Here is a 13,931-nt window from a genome sequence, read left to right on the forward strand (position 1 = left end):
GGGGCATCCCGGGACGGCCGGGCGAAAGGCCCGGGGTCCTGGCGGCGGGCGAGGCGCGGGCCGGGCGCTCGCCCTCCGGGACCGGGGCCGCTCAGGCGCCGGTGCGGAGCCGCTCGTACTGCTGGGCCAGTCCGTCCAGAAGCGCGGCCAGCCCCGTCTCGAAGGCCCGCTCGTCGATCTTCTCCTGCTGGTCGGCGAGCAGGTGGGCCTGCCCGAGGTGGGGGTAGTCGGCGGGGTCGTAGGCGCTGGCGTCGTCGACGAAGCCGCCCGCGAAGGAGCCCAGCGCGGAGCCCATGATGAAGTACCGCATCAGCGCGCCGATGGAGGTGGCCTGCGCGGGCGGCCAGCCCGCCTCGACCATCGCGCCGTAGGCCGCGTCGGCCAGCCGCAGCGCCGCCGGACGGCGCCCCGGGCCGCGGGCCAGGACCGGCACGATGTTCGGGTGCTCGCGCAGCGCGCCGCGGTAGGAGACCGCCCAGTCGTGCAGCGCGGTCCGCCAGTCCCTGCCGTCCTCGAACATCGACAGGTCGACCAGCGCGCTCACCGAGTCGGCCACCGCCTCGAGGATCTCGTCCTTGGTGCGGAAGTGGTTGTAGAGCGAGGGCCCGCTCACCCCCAGCTCCGCGGCGAGCCGGCGCGTGGAGACGGCGGCCAGGCCCTCCGCGTCCACGAGCGCGCGGGCCGTCTCGACGATCCGGTCGGTGCTCAGCAGGGGCTTGCGCGGTCGGGCCATGGCGCACATAGTAGGACCGCGACAAGAAACTAGCAGTGCTAATTTAACGGTGCACGGTCTGGTGGCGTGCACGGCAAGCGGATCTCACGTGGGGTGACTCGGAATGGACCTGGAGCTGAGTGACGAGCAGGAGGCCGTCCGCCGGCTCGCCCGGGACTTCGTGGAGCGCGAGGTCGCGCCCCACGCCGCCGCCTGGGACCGCGCCGAGGAGGTCGACCGCGGCATCGTCGCCAAGCTCGGCGAGGTCGGCTTCCTCGGGCTGACGGTCGACGAGGAGTACGGCGGCTCGGGCGGCGACCACCTCGCCTACTGCCTGGTCACCGAGGAACTCGGGCGCGGGGACTCCTCCGTGCGCGGCATCGTCTCCGTCTCCCTCGGCCTGGTCGCCAAAACGGTCGCCGCCTGGGGCAGCGAGGAGCAGAAGCGCGCCTGGCTGCCGGGGCTCACCTCCGGCGCGTACGTCGGATGCTTCGGCCTCACCGAGCCGGGCACCGGCTCCGACGCCGGCAGCCTCACCACCCGCGCGGTGCGCGACGGCGACGACTACGTCATCAGCGGCACCAAGATGTTCATCACCAACGGCACCTGGGCCGACGTCGTCCTGCTCTTCGCCCGCTCCACCGACGCCCCCGGCCACAAGGGCGTCTCCGCCTTCCTCGTCCCCACCGACACCCCCGGCCTGACCCGCCGCACCGTCCACGGCAAGCTCGGCCTGCGCGGCCAGGCCACCGCCGAACTCGTCCTCCAGGGCGTGCGCGTCTCCGCCTCGGCGATGCTGGGCGAGGAGGGCAAGGGTTTCTCCGTCGCCATGTCCGCCCTCGCCAAGGGCCGGATGTCGGTCGCGGCCGGCTGCGTCGGCATCGCCCAGGCCGCCCTGGACGCGGCCGTGCGCTACGCGGGGGAGCGCGAGCAGTTCGGGAAGTCCATCGCCCGGCACCAGCTGGTGCAGGAGCTGATCAGCGACATCGCCGTGGACGTCGACGCCGCCCGGCTGCTCACCTGGCGGGTCGCCGACCTGATCGACCGCGGCCGGCCGTTCGCCGTGGAGTCCTCCAAGGCCAAGCTGTTCGCCTCGGAGGCGGCCGTCCGCGCCGCGAACAACGCCCTGCAGGTCTTCGGCGGGTACGGCTACATCGACGAGTACCCGGTGGGCAAACTCCTGCGCGACGCGCGCGTGATGACCCTGTACGAGGGCACCAGCCAGATCCAGAAGCTGGTCATCGGCCGTGCCCTGACCGGGGTTTCCGCCTTCTGAGTACGTGTCTGAGTAGCCGGGCGGATGTGGCCCCGGCCACGCCCGCCGATCCTTGTCGCCATGAGCGACACACCCGTCAAGCAGCAGAGCACGGCCGCCTTCTACGGTCAGGCCGTGGCGTCCTTCGGAGTGGCCATGGGGGCCACCGCGGTCGGCATCTTCAACCTGGAGACCGACGCCTGGGTCCGCGCCTTCCTCGGTATCGCGGTCCTCTACCTCGTCACGTCCGCCTTCACCCTGGCCAAGGTCATCCGTGACCGCCAGGAGGCCGGGCAGATCGTCAACCGGGTCGACCAGGCCCGCCTGGAGAAGCTGCTCGCCGAACACGACCCGCTGCAGAAGCTGTGACGCCGCGCCCGGCCCCTCCGGCCCGGCGCACGATCCACCGCACCGGCGCTAAGCGCTCGCTCACCCTTGCCGGTATGGTGTTACCCCTGCCAGCGAATGAGGTGAGCGATGAGTACGGCGGAGGAGACGGCCGGCGGTGAGGCGCAGCCGTGGGGTGAGGTGACGCCCGACGCGGCCCGACGGCTGCTGCTCGCCGCCGTGGAGGCGTTCGCGGAGCGCGGCTACCACGCCACGACGACCCGCGACATCGCGGGCCGCGCCGGGATGAGCCCGGCCGCGCTCTACATCCACTACAAGACCAAGGAAGAGCTGCTCCACCGCATCAGCAGGATCGGCCACGAGAAGGCCGTGGCGATCCTGCGCACGGCGGCCCGCACCGAGGGCACTCCGGCCGAGCGGCTCGCGGACGCGGTCAGCTCCTTCGTCCGCTGGCATGCGGGCGGCCGCACCACCGCCAAGGTGGTGCAGTACGAACTCGACTCGCTCGGGCCCGACGCCCGCGCGGAGATCCTCGGCCTGCGGCGCCAGGTCGACGCCGAGGTGCGCGGGATCATCGAGGAGGGGGTGCGCTCCGGCGACTTCGACGTCGCCGACGTCCGGGGCACCACCCTCGCGGTGCTCTCCCTGTGCATCGACGTCGCCCGCTGGTTCAACGTCGACGGGCCCCGCACCCCCGAGGAGGTCGGCGAGCTCTACGCCGACCTCGTCCTCAGGATGGTGGGGGCCCGGGGGCGCGGCGCCGCCTAGAGGTAGTAGCGGGCCACCGACTCGGCCACGCACACCGGCTTGTCGCCGCCCTCGCGCTCCACGGTGAACGCCGTGGTCACCTGGACGCCGCCCGCCACCTCGTCCACGGCGGTGATGGTCGCGGTGGCGCGCACCCGGGAGCCGACCGGCACCGGAGCGGGGAAGCGCACCTTGTTGGTGCCGTAGTTGACGCCCATCTTCACGCCCTCGACGGAGATGAGCTGCGGGCCGAACAGCGGCAGCAGCGACAGCGTCAGGTAGCCGTGCGCGATGGTCGTCCCGAACGGCCCCGCCGCGGCCTTCTCCGGATCGACGTGGATCCACTGGTGGTCCCCGGTGGCGTCGGCGAACAGGTCGATCCGCTTCTGGTCGACCTCCAGCCAGTCGGTGTGTCCCAGCTGCTCGCCCACCGCCGCCTTCAGGTCGTCGACGGACGTGAAGATCCTCGGCTCTGCCATGTCCCGGCCTCTCGCGTCTCACGTAGTCGCAGGCGCATCCGTGCGCGCATGCCTAAGCAACTGCTTAGCATGGTCGGCCCGGGGGGCACTGTCAACGGACGCGGGCGCGAACGGGGTGGGTAGGGTGCGAGGAGTGCAACGGATTCCCGAGAAGATTCACGAGCTCACGGTCGGCCAGCTCTCCGCCCGCAGCGGCGCCGCCGTCTCCGCCCTGCACTTCTACGAGTCCAAGGGCCTGATCCGCAGCCGCCGCACCCCCGGCAACCAGCGCCGCTACACCCGCGACACGCTGCGCCGGGTGGCCTTCATCCGCGCCGCCCAGCGCGTCGGCATCCCGCTCGCCACGATCCGCGCGGCGCTCGCCGAACTGCCCGAGGAGCGCACCCCCACCCGGGACGACTGGGCGCACCTGTCCGAGACCTGGCGCTCCGAGCTGGACGAGCGCATCCGGCAGCTCAACCGTTTGCGCGACCACCTCACCGACTGCATCGGCTGCGGCTGCCTCTCACTGGACAGCTGCGTCCTGTCCAACCCGGACGACGTCGCGGGAGAGCGCCGCGCCGGGTCACGGCTCATGGCCGAGAAGGACGGACGGAAGGAGGACCACTAGGACCGGACGCGGGCGGCGGGCGACGCCGCCCGCGCACCCGCGTGCCCCGCTCACTCGTACTCGGTGCCGCCCTTGCGGGTCAGATAGGCCGGGCTCACGGCCTTGGCTATCGCGCGGCCTCCGGTCACCGGGCTGCGCCGCTCGACTACCGGCCGGATCACCACACCCTCCCGCAGGTGCAGCCCGCGCCCGGACACCGTCTCCCGGCCACTGGCGATCTCCAGCACCCGCTCACTGTCGTACGGGCCGGAGAACAGCCGTGGCACCAGGGGCAGCCGGCCCTCCAGCAGCGCCGCGGCGTCCAGCCAGCGCACCCGGCCGTCGATCTCCGCGGACACGTCGAACACCGCGTACCCGAGGGTGTCGCGCCGCCCGTCCGCGCCGTACGCCAGGTCCTGCACACCCGCGCCGTACACCTCGCCGAAGACACCGACCCGCCGCGCGCCCAGGCGGGCGGCGAGCTCGGCGGCGGCCTCGGTGACACCGTGGGCGCGCACCGCGCGCCAGTACAGGTTGCGCGGGTCCTCCTTCAGCGCCAGCGACCTGGAACCGAACCCCTTGGAGGAGACGTACACCCGGCCTTCCTCGGCGGAGTACGTCAGCAGACAGGCCGTACCGTGCAGCTTCTCGGTGAGCACCACGGGCTCGCCCGGGGCGAAGATGTCCGGGTAGCGCTGGATGTTCTCGATGTCGACCCACGGGAGCAGGTCCGGCGCGGACTCCACCTCGCCGCTCATGGTCGGCGGGACCGGCGGCACCCACTTGGTGACGCCCAGCAGCTCCGCGAAATCGGTGCCTTCGGCGGCGGCCCGCACCAGGTCGGTGTCCGCGAGCGCCTTCGGCCGGCACACGATGCCCTGCGACAGCTCACCGCGCAGCCGGATCGCCTTGACCCGGTCGTGGTCCTTGCCCGCCAGACGCCCGGTCAGTCCCAGCTCCTCGATCAGTCCGGCCGGCAGCACGGACTGCTCGGGGATGTACACGGCCACGTCACCGGTGCGGTAGGCGCCCTTGGCGACGACGGCCCGGTACAGGCCCACCTGGGCCAGTTCGAGGGCGTCGGCGCCCGGGTGGTCGTGGACGGTCAGGACTTCGGCGGTGACACGCAGCGTCGACATCGGACAGCTCCCAGGGTTCTCAGGCGCGTTTCATCGCCCTCCACTGTCCGTGCCGCAAATCCCTGGAACGAGCCATTTACCGCCTGCTACCGTCCCCGGAGCCGTCGGGGGTGCGGCATCCCCTGCGCACCCCCACGCTCCCGTTGCTCCCTGCCCCTCAGGCCGACACCAGCAGCCTCATCCGGCGGGCGTCCGCCACGGCCCCGGGGGTGAGCACGGGGCGCGGCACCAGGATCCCGCAGTCCGTGCAGACCGGGCCCGTCGAGGGCTCGTGATCCAGGTCGTGACGCCACATGAGCCGTTCCCCCCGGCACACGGGGCAGGCCGTACCCGGCTCGCGCTCCAGCGCGGCGATCAGCCGCCGCAGCACCTCGGCCAGTGGCTCCCGCGGGTGCACCCGCGGATCGTCGCACCAGGCCACACCGAAACCGCCCCAGGTCAGCCGGTGCCAGTCGTCCACACTGCCCGGCCTGCGCAGCCCGTCGTGCTTCTCCTTCCTGCGCCGCTTGGCGAACTCCCTCTCATAGGCGAGCCAGACCGCCCGGGCCTCCTCCAGCTCGTCCAGTGCGGCCACGAGCCGCACCGGGTCGACGGAGCGGTCCTCGGGATCGAACCCGGCTCGCGTACACAGATGGTCCCAGGTCGCCCTGTGCCCGTAGGGAGCGAACCGCTCGAGGCACTTGCGCAGCGAGTAGCGCCGCAGTGCCAGATCACACCGTGGATCTCGGACCTGTCTCGCCAGACTCCGGAAACCGGCCATCCTCCTGCACCTCCGTCACACCTGCACCTGTAATCCGGTCACTTCGGCGTCGTCGAACGGACGTCGCCGAATAGACGTATCGACACGCGATTCGGCTCCATCCCTTTCCGGTGGCCCCCTCAGCCGGCCGCGGTACTCGCTGGCCAACTCCTCCGGCGCGCACTTCAGTTGTGGTCGTCCACGGGGGCGCCGACGGCTCCGCGCTCCGTACCCTCCCCGCAGAGGAGGAACTCTCCCTCGTCAGTCTGAGAACTCCCCGCGGCTTCCCCGGGTTCCTGAAGAACCGGCCGATATGCACACCGCTCACCGATCCGAGGGCCCGATGCGCCGGACGGCGCCGGCCGGAGCGGTGACACCGCAGCTCACCGGGGGTGCCGGCGATCCCACGACATGCGACGGCGGCGGGTCGCCGACCGCGACCCGCCGCCGTCCACCCCGCCACTCAGCGGTAGAGCAGGTACTCCCGCCGCACCCTCCGGAACTCCGCCAGCTCCTCCTGCCAGCCGCCGGCCACCTCGTCCGTGTCCGCGCCCGCGTCGATCATCGTGCGCACGAGCGTGGAGCCGGTGAGCTTGTCGATCCAGTTGTCCGACCGCCAGGCGAAGCCGCTCCACGACCGCTTCGCGGTGATCAGCAGTCCGATCCCCGTACGTACCGGGTCGAACACCTCCCGGTCGTGCACATGAAGCTGCACGCCCCCGATGGTCCTGCCCTGGAACTTGGAGAACGTCGGCGCGAAGTACGCCTCGCGCAAGCGCACCCCCGCCAGGCCCAGCCCGTTCGCCGCGGCCGCCCAGGCCCCGCCGATCCCGTCCGCGCCCAGCAGCTCGAACGGCCGGGTGGTGCCGCGCCCCTCCGACAGGTTCGTGCCCTCGAACAGGCACGTCCCGGAGTACACCAGCGCCGTCTCCGGCGTCGGCATGTTCGGGCTCGGCGGCACCCAGGGCAGCCCCGAGGCGTCGTAGAAGTCCGACCGCTTCCAGCCCGACATCCCCACGGTCTCCAGCGCCACCGGCGCCTCGAGGAACTCCCCGTTGAACAACCGCGCCAGCTCCGCCACGGTCATCCCGTGCGCCTGCGCGACGGGTTTGCGCCCCACGAAGGTCGCGAACTCCTCGTGCAGCACCGGACCCAGCGCGGCCCGCCCGGTCACCGGGTTGGGCCGGTCCAGGACCACGAACGACAGGCCCGCGAGCCGAGCCGACTCCATGCAGTCGAACAGCGTCCAGATGTAGGTGTAGAACCGCGCGCCGACGTCCTGGATGTCGAAGACCACCGTGTCCACGCCGGACGCGGTGAAGATGTCGGCGAGTTCCTGACCGCTCTTCAGATACGTGTCGTAGACCGGCAGACCGGTCGCCGGGTCGTCGTGGCGGCCCTCGGAACCGCCCGCCTGCGCGGTGCCCCGGAACCCGTGCTCGGGACCGAAGACGGCGATCAGGTCCACCCGGTCGTCGGCGTGTATGACGTCGACGATGTGCCGCGCGTCCCGGGTGATGCCGGTCGGATTGGTGACCACGCCCACGCGCCGGCCGTCGAGCAGCGCGTAACCGTCCGCGGCGAGCCGTTCGAACCCGGTGCGCAGCCTGCGGCCTTCCCCGTGCGGCGCACCCGCGGACGCGGCGGCAGCCGGTGCGGCGGAGGCCGCGACCGCGGCCGTCGTGGTGGCGAGCAGGCTCCGTCTGGACAGTTTCATACGGTGACCTCCGTGATCGCGGCGGGTGTCATGCACACGCACGCTAGCGCGCGCGGCCGGTCCCGGGAACGAACCGCACCGACCCCACGCCGCAGACCTCTTCCACCGGGCATACCGACCGGTTAGTCTGGCGGCCGGAAACCGCTGGGAGCCGCGTCGAAGGAGTCCGATGGTGCAAGCCGAGCAGGGTGCGAAGGTGGTCGTCACGGGCGCCGGGGGCGGCATCGGAGCGGCCATCGCCCGCCGCTTCGCCGCCCGGGGAGCGCAGGTCGTCGTCAACGACCTGGACGCCGGCCGCGCGAAGGCCGTCGCCGACGGCATCGGCGGCATCGCGCTCCCGGGCGACGCCTCCGCGATCGTCGAGGAGGCCCGCGCGGCACTCGGCGGGACGATCGACGTCTACTGCGCCAACGCGGGCGTCGGCCGCGACGGCGGGCGGCCCTCGGAGCCCCTCGACGAGCAGGGCTGGGCCCTCTCCTGGGACGTCAACGTCATGGCGCACGTCCGCGCGGCGCACGCACTGCTGCCGGACTGGCTGGAGCGCGGCAGCGGCCGCTTCGTCTCCACCGTCTCCGCCGCCGGACTGCTCACCATGATCGGCACCGCCCCCTACAGCGTCACCAAGCACGGCGCCTACGCCTTCGCCGAGTGGCTGTCCCTCACGTACCGCCACCGCGGGCTGAAGGTCCACGCGATCTGCCCGCAGGGGGTGCGCACGGACATGCTCGACGCCACCGGCAGCGCGGGCGAGCTGGTCCTCAAGCCGACGGCCATCGAACCGGACGACGTCGCCGACGCCCTCTTCCGCGGCATCGAGGAGGACCGCTTCCTGATCCTCCCGCACCCCGAGGTCGCCGAGTACTACCGGGCCCGCGCCACCGAACCGGACCGCTGGCTCTCCGGCATGAACCGCCTCCAGCAGCACTGGGAGGCGACCGGCTGACGGTCCGCCCCGCGCCGGACCGGACCCGGTGGTGCCCGTCGCGACGCCGGCGGGAGACCGGCCGTCCGCGCGGAACCGCGTCCGGCGCAGAGCCTGCCGTACGCGCCGGGAGCGGACAGTGGGAAGATCCTTGGTCGGGAACCGCGTTCCCCGGCCGACGACTGACAGTGACACGGAAAGGCGGGTGGCGACAGTGCCCAGGACGACGGACGGCGACGGGACTCCCGTGCCGCGGCGGCTCCTGGCCGCCGCCACTCGGCTCTTCGCCGAGCAGGGCTACGACCGCACCTCGGTCCAGGAGATCGTCGAGGCGGCCGGCGTCACCAAAGGGGCGCTGTACCACTACTTCGGCTCCAAGGACGACCTGCTGCACGAGGTGTACGCGCGCGTGCTGCGCCTCCAGCAGGAACGTCTGGACCGCTTCGCGGACGCCGACGAGCCGATCGAGAAGCGGCTGCGCGGCGCGGCGGCCGACGTCGTCGTCACCACGATCGAGAACCTCGACGACGCGTCGATCTTCTTCCGCTCCATGCACCACCTCAGCCCCGAGAAGAACAAGCAGGTCCGTGCCGAGCGCCGCCGCTACCACGAACGCTTCCGCGCGCTGATCGAGGAGGGCCAGCGGGAGGGCGTCTTCTCCACGGCCACCCCGGCCGACCTCGTGGTCGACTACCACTTCGGCTCCGTGCACCACCTGTCGACCTGGTACCGCCCCGACGGCCCGCTCAGCCCCCGGCAGGTCGCCGACCACCTCGCCGACCTGCTGCTGCGCGCCCTGCGGCCCTGACCCCGGCCCGGCTACCCGGCGGAGGCTGCCCGGAGCAGCGCGGGCGTCCGAGAGTGACCGACAGCCGCATGGGCCGGCACACCGTCCGCCGCCACCCGCGCGCGGGCGGCCCGCAAGGTCCCCGGCGCGGTCCGTCCCGGCCGTGAAGGCCCGGCAGGGCCCGGCAGGCCCCGTCCCGTGCCGGCCTCCCGGCCGGAGGCCTGACGGCACCCTCACCGGTCCCGTCAGGCTTCGCTCCCAGCCTCCCTACAGGTACTTCTTCATCTCCCGGCGCGCCAGCGACCGCTGGTGCACCTCGTCCGGCCCGTCGGCGATCATCAGCGTGCGGGCACCGGCGTACAGCTCGGCCAGCGGGAAGTCCTGGCTGACCCCGCCCGCCCCGTAGAGCTGGATCGCCCGGTCCAGGATGCCGACCACCGTGCGCGGGGTGGCGATCTTGATGGCCTGGATCTCGGTGTGCGCGCCCCGGTTGCCGACGGTGTCCATCATCCAGGCCGTCTTCAGCACCAGCAGCCGCAGCTGCTCGACCGCCACCCGCGCGTCGGCGATCCAGTTCCGCACCACGCCCTGCTGCGCCAGCGCCTTGCCGAATGCGTCCCGGGCCACCGCGCGGCGGCACATCAGCTCGATGGCCCGCTCCGCCATGCCGATCAGCCGCATGCAGTGGTGGATCCGGCCCGGCCCGAGCCGGGCCTGCGCGATGGCGAAACCGCCGCCCTCCTCGCCGATCAGGTTCGACACCGGCACCCGCGCCCCGTCGAAGATCACCTCGGCGTGTCCGCCGTGGTAGTGGTCCTCGTAACCGAACACCTGCATGGCGCGCTCGATCCTGACACCCGGGGTGTCGCGCGGGACGAGGACCATGGACTGCTGACGGCGGATGTCCGCCCCGTCCGGGTCGGTCTTGCCCATCACGATGAAGATCCGGCAGTCCGGGTGCATGGCTCCGGAGATGTACCACTTGCGTCCGGTGATGACGTACTCGTCGCCGTCCCGCTCGATGCGGGTGGTGATGTTGGTGGCGTCCGAGGACGCCACGTCCGGCTCGGTCATCGCGAACGCCGAGCGGATCTCACCGGCCAGCAGCGGCTGGAGCCACTGCTTGCGCTGCCGCTCGTCGCCGAACTGCGTCAGCACCTCCATGTTCCCGGTGTCCGGCGCCGCGCAGTTGGTCACCGTCGGCGCGATCTGCGGGGAACGGCCCATGATCTCGGCGAGCGGGGCGTACTGGAGGTTGGTGAGGCCGGCACCGTACTCGGAGTCGGGCAGGAACAGGTTCCACAGCCCCTGCCGGCGGGCCTCGGCCTTCAGTTCCTCCACGACGGGGACGTTGTCCCACGGCGAGTCCAGCGCGGCGCGCTGCTCGTGGACGACCTGCTCGGCCGGGTAGACGTACTCGTCCATGAAGGCGAGGAGCCTGGCGCGCAGCTCCTCGGTGCGCGCGTCGAACGCGAAGTCCATGCCGTGTCAGCCTTCCTGAAGCGTGGTCAGACCGTGCTCGATGAACACCGGGACCAGATCGCCGATGCGGTCGAAACCGCGCCCGACCGTCTGGCCCAGCGTGTAGCGGTAGTGGATGCCCTCCAGGATCACGGCGAGCTTGAACCAGGCGAACGCCGTGTACCAGGACACCGCGGAGACGTCGCGCCCCGACCGGGTGGCGTACCGCTCGATCAGCTCGGCCGGAGTGGGGTGGCCCGGGGCCTCGGCGGTGGTCGAGACGGGGGAGTCCGGCATGCCCAGCGGGCTGCTGTACATCACCAGCAGCCCGAGGTCGGTCAGCGGGTCGCCGAGGGTCGACATCTCCCAGTCCAGGACGGCCCTGATCCTGTCGTCCTCGCCGATCAGCGCGTTGTCCAGGCGGTAGTCGCCGTGCACCACGGTCGGCGCGGGGGAGCCGGGCAGCTCGCGGCCGAGCGCGGCGTGCAGCTCGTCGATGCCGGCCAGCTCCCGGTTGCGCGAGGCGTCCAGCTGCTTCCCCCAGCGCCGCAACTGCCGGTCCAGGAAACCCTCGGGGCGGCCGAAGCCGGCCAGTCCCACCTCACCGGGCTCGACGGCGTGCAGCTCGACGAGCGTGTCCACCAGGCTGAGCACGGCGTCCCGGGTGCGCTCGGCGCCGAGCGGGGCGAGCTGCCCGGCCGTGCGGTACGGGGTGCCCTCGACGAACTCCATGACGTAGAAGGGCGCCCCCAGCACCTCCTCGTCCTCGCACAGCAGCACGGGGCGGGGTACGGGCACGGCGGTCGGGTGCAGCGCGCTGATCACCCGGTGCTCGCGCTTCATGTCGTGCGCGGTGGCCAGCACATGACCCAGCGGGGGCCGCCGTACGACCCATCGCGCGTGGCCGTCCGAGACCGCGTACGTGAGATTCGACCTGCCGCCCTCGATCAGCCGGCCGGTGAGCGGGCCGTTCACCAGGCCGGGCCGCTCCCGTTCGAGCAGGCCGCGCAGCCGGTCGAGATCGAGTCCGGGCGGGTGGTCGGGGCTCATCGTCGCTCCTCCGGGCGGGAAACAGTACCCGCTCATGATGCCGACCGGTCGGTATGCCGTCCAGAGCGGCGGCGAAACGTGACCGGGCCCACGATAGGCGCTCACGGCACGCACCGGCCGTCCCGCGTGCCACGCGAATGGCGTGTACCGCGCGGTCCGGCTTGCACGGCGCGCGCCGAACCCGGAGGGTCGGAGGCATGAAGGCGATCAGCTACGCACGGTACGGCGGCCCCGAGGTGCTCGAACTCGGTGAGGTCGACGATCCCAAGGTAGGTCCCGACGCGGTACTGGTGAAGGTACGGGCGGCGGCCGTCAACCCGGTCGACTGGAAGTGCCGCGAGGGCTACCTCGACGCGATCCTCCCGGCGGTCTTCCCGGTGGTCCCGGGCTGGGACGTCTCGGGCGTGGTCGTCCAGCCGGGCCCGGCCGTGCCGGAGTTCTCCGTCGGCGACGAGGTGATCGGGTACGTGCGCGCGGACGTCCTCTCCGGGGGCACCTTCGCCGAGTACGTGGCCGCCCCGGTGCGCACCCTCGCGCGCAAGCCGGACAGCATGTCCTTCGAGGAGGCGGCCGGCCTCCCCCTGGCGGGTCTGACGGCCCTCCAGATGCTGCACCGCGTCCTCGGGGTGAAGCGGGGCGAGACGGTCCTGGTGCACGCCGCGGCGGGCGGGGTCGGGTCCATCGCCGTCCAGCTCGCCGTCCACCTCGGCGCCCGCGTCATCGGCACGGCGAGCGAGCGCAACCACGACTTCGTCCGCGGACTCGGCGGGGAGCCGGTGAGTTACGGCGCGGGCCTGGCCGAGCGGGTACGGGAACTGGCTCCCGGGGGAGTGGACGCGGTGTTCGACTCGGTGGGCCAAGACGCCCTGCGGGCCTCCGTGAACCTCCTCGCCCCCGAGGGCCGCCTGGCCTCGATCGCCGACCCGGAGGTGGTGAGCCTCGGCGGCCAGTACTGGTTCGTCCGCCCCGACCCCCAGGACCTCCAGCGCCTCTCCGACCTGGCGGACCAGGGCGTCGTCACCGTCCACGTCTCGGAGACCTTCCCCCTGGAACGCGCGGCGGACGCCCACCGCCTGAACGAGGAGGGCCGCACCCGCGGCAAGATCGTCGTCAGGGTGAGCGGCTGAGCCCGTCCGGCGTCCGGGGGCGAGGCCGTTCAGGCCGAAAAAGGGGTCTGGGGGCACCGCCCCCGGGACGGGAAGGGAAGGGGCGGCGAGGGCGGAAAACCCTCCGGGTACGACACCCGCGCCCCACCTCACCCCGCCCCGACCAGCACCGCCCCGCACACGGCCATCGCCACCGTACAGATCACCGCCCCCACCGCGTACGACGTGGCCGGCGCCCCCGGTGCACCCACCGCCGCCAGCCCCCGGATCCGCCGGTGGGCGATCCACAGGAACCCCAGCCACCACGCACAGCACACCGCGCACGCGACGACCCCGCCCGCCGACAGCCCACCTGTCGACGCCGCCCTCAGCGCCAGCGCGACCACCACCGTGCCCGACAGCGTCGTACGCCGCCACGCCAGCCGGGTCCGCTCGGGCTGCAGCCCGGGATCCCGGCCGGCCCCTCGGGCGGCCGCACCGCTCACCCCTCCCACCCGAAGAGCACCACCACGACCATCGCGACGGCCACCACCGCCACCACCGCGCTCAGCAGCGCCGGGAACCGTGACACCGGCAGGTCCTCACCCCGCCGCATCGCCCGCTCGCACCGCACCCAGTGACTGACCGCCCGCAGCGCGCACAACGCGCCCGCGGCGAGCAGGGCCAGCGCGAGGCCGACCCGCCACCCCCACCGCAGGTCCGGCAGGAACTGGTCCACGGCGAACCCGCCGCCGATCAGCGCGAGCGCGGTACGCACCCAGGCGAGGAACGTCCGCTCGTTCGCCAGCGAGAACCGGTAGTCGGGCGTCGTGCCCTCCCGCCGTACTTCCGCCGGCGCGAACCACAGCCGGACGTTCCGCGCGAAATCGATCACGTACGA

Annotated in this window: 16 protein-coding genes; 7 read left to right on the forward strand and 9 right to left on the reverse strand. The window is 72.5% G+C overall.

Features of this window, described 5'->3' with window-relative positions; all coding sequences use genetic code 11:
• Positions 1-91: 91 nt before the first annotated feature.
• Positions 92-733: a TetR/AcrR family transcriptional regulator gene (locus ACZ6A9_RS22255; protein ID WP_190099375.1), complete on the reverse strand. Its 642-nt coding sequence runs from the start codon at positions 731-733 to the stop codon at positions 92-94.
• 103 nt (positions 734-836) lie between these two features.
• Here ACZ6A9_RS22255 and ACZ6A9_RS22260 point away from each other — a divergent pair, with 103 nt between their 5' ends.
• The 3 genes from ACZ6A9_RS22260 to ACZ6A9_RS22270 all read left to right on the forward strand — a co-directional run bounded on the left by ACZ6A9_RS22260 (position 837) and on the right by ACZ6A9_RS22270 (position 3,083).
• Complete coding sequence (locus ACZ6A9_RS22260; RefSeq protein ID WP_468987943.1) at positions 837-1,988, forward strand: acyl-CoA dehydrogenase family protein; 1,152 nt, start codon at positions 837-839, stop codon at positions 1,986-1,988.
• Between the two features lie 60 nt (positions 1,989-2,048).
• A complete protein-coding gene (locus ACZ6A9_RS22265; RefSeq protein ID WP_189560488.1) occupies positions 2,049-2,336 on the forward strand; it encodes a YiaA/YiaB family inner membrane protein in 288 nt (95 codons plus the stop codon).
• A 108-nt stretch (positions 2,337-2,444) separates the two neighbouring features.
• Entirely contained in the window at positions 2,445-3,083 is a 639-nt protein-coding gene (locus tag ACZ6A9_RS22270; protein WP_468987945.1) for a TetR/AcrR family transcriptional regulator, read from the forward strand.
• Here the strand turns inward: ACZ6A9_RS22270 and ACZ6A9_RS22275 are convergent.
• On the reverse strand, positions 3,080-3,541 hold the full coding sequence (locus tag ACZ6A9_RS22275) for a MaoC family dehydratase (protein ID WP_468987947.1): 462 nt from the start codon (positions 3,539-3,541) through the stop codon (positions 3,080-3,082). The two genes, ACZ6A9_RS22270 and ACZ6A9_RS22275, sit on opposite strands and share 4 nt — an antisense overlap.
• Before the next feature lie 133 nt (positions 3,542-3,674).
• On the opposite strand from ACZ6A9_RS22275, the gene soxR reads away from it, so the two are divergent.
• The gene (soxR, locus tag ACZ6A9_RS22280) at positions 3,675-4,151 is read left to right on the forward strand and encodes a redox-sensitive transcriptional activator SoxR (protein ID WP_468987949.1); all 477 of its coding nucleotides are present in this window, start codon (positions 3,675-3,677) and stop codon (positions 4,149-4,151) included.
• 50 nt (positions 4,152-4,201) lie between these two features.
• Here the strand turns inward: soxR and ACZ6A9_RS22285 are convergent, their stop codons facing one another.
• The 3 genes from ACZ6A9_RS22285 to ACZ6A9_RS22295 all read right to left on the reverse strand — a co-directional run bounded on the left by ACZ6A9_RS22285 (position 4,202) and on the right by ACZ6A9_RS22295 (position 7,725).
• Entirely contained in the window at positions 4,202-5,269 is a 1,068-nt protein-coding gene (locus tag ACZ6A9_RS22285) for an RNA ligase (ATP) (RefSeq protein ID WP_468987951.1), read from the reverse strand.
• 157 nt (positions 5,270-5,426) lie between these two features.
• The gene (locus tag ACZ6A9_RS22290) at positions 5,427-6,029 is read right to left on the reverse strand and encodes a hypothetical protein (RefSeq protein ID WP_468987952.1); all 603 of its coding nucleotides are present in this window, start codon (positions 6,027-6,029) and stop codon (positions 5,427-5,429) included.
• Positions 6,030-6,471: 442 nt separating this feature from the next.
• On the reverse strand, positions 6,472-7,725 hold the full coding sequence (locus ACZ6A9_RS22295) for an exo-beta-N-acetylmuramidase NamZ family protein (protein ID WP_468987953.1): 1,254 nt from the start codon (positions 7,723-7,725) through the stop codon (positions 6,472-6,474).
• Between the two features lie 169 nt (positions 7,726-7,894).
• Here ACZ6A9_RS22295 and ACZ6A9_RS22300 point away from each other — a divergent pair, with 169 nt between their 5' ends.
• Both ACZ6A9_RS22300 and ACZ6A9_RS22305 read left to right on the forward strand, forming a co-directional pair.
• Positions 7,895-8,668: an SDR family oxidoreductase gene (locus ACZ6A9_RS22300; protein ID WP_468987955.1), complete on the forward strand. Its 774-nt coding sequence runs from the start codon at positions 7,895-7,897 to the stop codon at positions 8,666-8,668.
• Positions 8,669-8,861: 193 nt separating this feature from the next.
• Positions 8,862-9,455 (forward strand): TetR/AcrR family transcriptional regulator, encoded by a 594-nt coding sequence (locus ACZ6A9_RS22305; protein ID WP_468988651.1) that lies wholly within the window; start codon positions 8,862-8,864, stop codon positions 9,453-9,455.
• Between the two features lie 246 nt (positions 9,456-9,701).
• On the opposite strand, the gene ACZ6A9_RS22310 is transcribed toward ACZ6A9_RS22305, so the two are convergent.
• Positions 9,702-10,916: an acyl-CoA dehydrogenase family protein gene (locus ACZ6A9_RS22310; RefSeq protein ID WP_468987957.1), complete on the reverse strand. Its 1,215-nt coding sequence runs from the start codon at positions 10,914-10,916 to the stop codon at positions 9,702-9,704.
• Between the two features lie 6 nt (positions 10,917-10,922).
• Positions 10,923-11,945, reverse strand: a complete 1,023-nt coding sequence (locus ACZ6A9_RS22315; RefSeq protein WP_468987958.1) for a phosphotransferase family protein — start codon at positions 11,943-11,945, stop codon at positions 10,923-10,925.
• 197 nt (positions 11,946-12,142) lie between these two features.
• On the opposite strand from ACZ6A9_RS22315, the gene ACZ6A9_RS22320 reads away from it, so the two are divergent.
• Complete coding sequence (locus ACZ6A9_RS22320) at positions 12,143-13,072, forward strand: NADP-dependent oxidoreductase (protein ID WP_468987960.1); 930 nt, start codon at positions 12,143-12,145, stop codon at positions 13,070-13,072.
• 128 nt (positions 13,073-13,200) lie between these two features.
• On the opposite strand, the gene ACZ6A9_RS22325 is transcribed toward ACZ6A9_RS22320, so the two are convergent.
• The gene (locus ACZ6A9_RS22325) at positions 13,201-13,536 is read right to left on the reverse strand and encodes a DUF202 domain-containing protein (RefSeq protein ID WP_468987961.1); all 336 of its coding nucleotides are present in this window, start codon (positions 13,534-13,536) and stop codon (positions 13,201-13,203) included.
• Positions 13,533-13,925 (reverse strand): YidH family protein, encoded by a 393-nt coding sequence (locus ACZ6A9_RS22330; protein ID WP_468987963.1) that lies wholly within the window; start codon positions 13,923-13,925, stop codon positions 13,533-13,535. Before ACZ6A9_RS22330 ends, ACZ6A9_RS22325 begins: the two co-directional genes overlap by 4 nt.
• Positions 13,926-13,931: the final 6 nt, after the last annotated feature.

It is taken from the genome of Streptomyces sp. NPDC041124 (assembly GCF_055592385.1).

Coding starts and splice junctions, on each gene's coding strand:
- ACZ6A9_RS22255 (WP_190099375.1), bottom strand. CDS start 733: ATGGCCCGACCGCGCAAGCCCCTGCTGAGCACCGACCGGATCGTCGAG.
- ACZ6A9_RS22260 (WP_468987943.1), top strand. CDS start 837: ATGGACCTGGAGCTGAGTGACGAGCAGGAGGCCGTCCGCCGGCTCGCC.
- ACZ6A9_RS22265 (WP_189560488.1), top strand. CDS start 2,049: ATGAGCGACACACCCGTCAAGCAGCAGAGCACGGCCGCCTTCTACGGT.
- ACZ6A9_RS22270 (WP_468987945.1), top strand. CDS start 2,445: ATGAGTACGGCGGAGGAGACGGCCGGCGGTGAGGCGCAGCCGTGGGGT.
- ACZ6A9_RS22275 (WP_468987947.1), bottom strand. CDS start 3,541: ATGGCAGAGCCGAGGATCTTCACGTCCGTCGACGACCTGAAGGCGGCG.
- ACZ6A9_RS22285 (WP_468987951.1), bottom strand. CDS start 5,269: ATGTCGACGCTGCGTGTCACCGCCGAAGTCCTGACCGTCCACGACCAC.
- ACZ6A9_RS22290 (WP_468987952.1), bottom strand. CDS start 6,029: ATGGCCGGTTTCCGGAGTCTGGCGAGACAGGTCCGAGATCCACGGTGT.
- ACZ6A9_RS22295 (WP_468987953.1), bottom strand. CDS start 7,725: ATGAAACTGTCCAGACGGAGCCTGCTCGCCACCACGACGGCCGCGGTC.
- ACZ6A9_RS22300 (WP_468987955.1), top strand. CDS start 7,895: ATGGTGCAAGCCGAGCAGGGTGCGAAGGTGGTCGTCACGGGCGCCGGG.
- ACZ6A9_RS22310 (WP_468987957.1), bottom strand. CDS start 10,916: ATGGACTTCGCGTTCGACGCGCGCACCGAGGAGCTGCGCGCCAGGCTC.
- ACZ6A9_RS22315 (WP_468987958.1), bottom strand. CDS start 11,945: ATGAGCCCCGACCACCCGCCCGGACTCGATCTCGACCGGCTGCGCGGC.
- ACZ6A9_RS22320 (WP_468987960.1), top strand. CDS start 12,143: ATGAAGGCGATCAGCTACGCACGGTACGGCGGCCCCGAGGTGCTCGAA.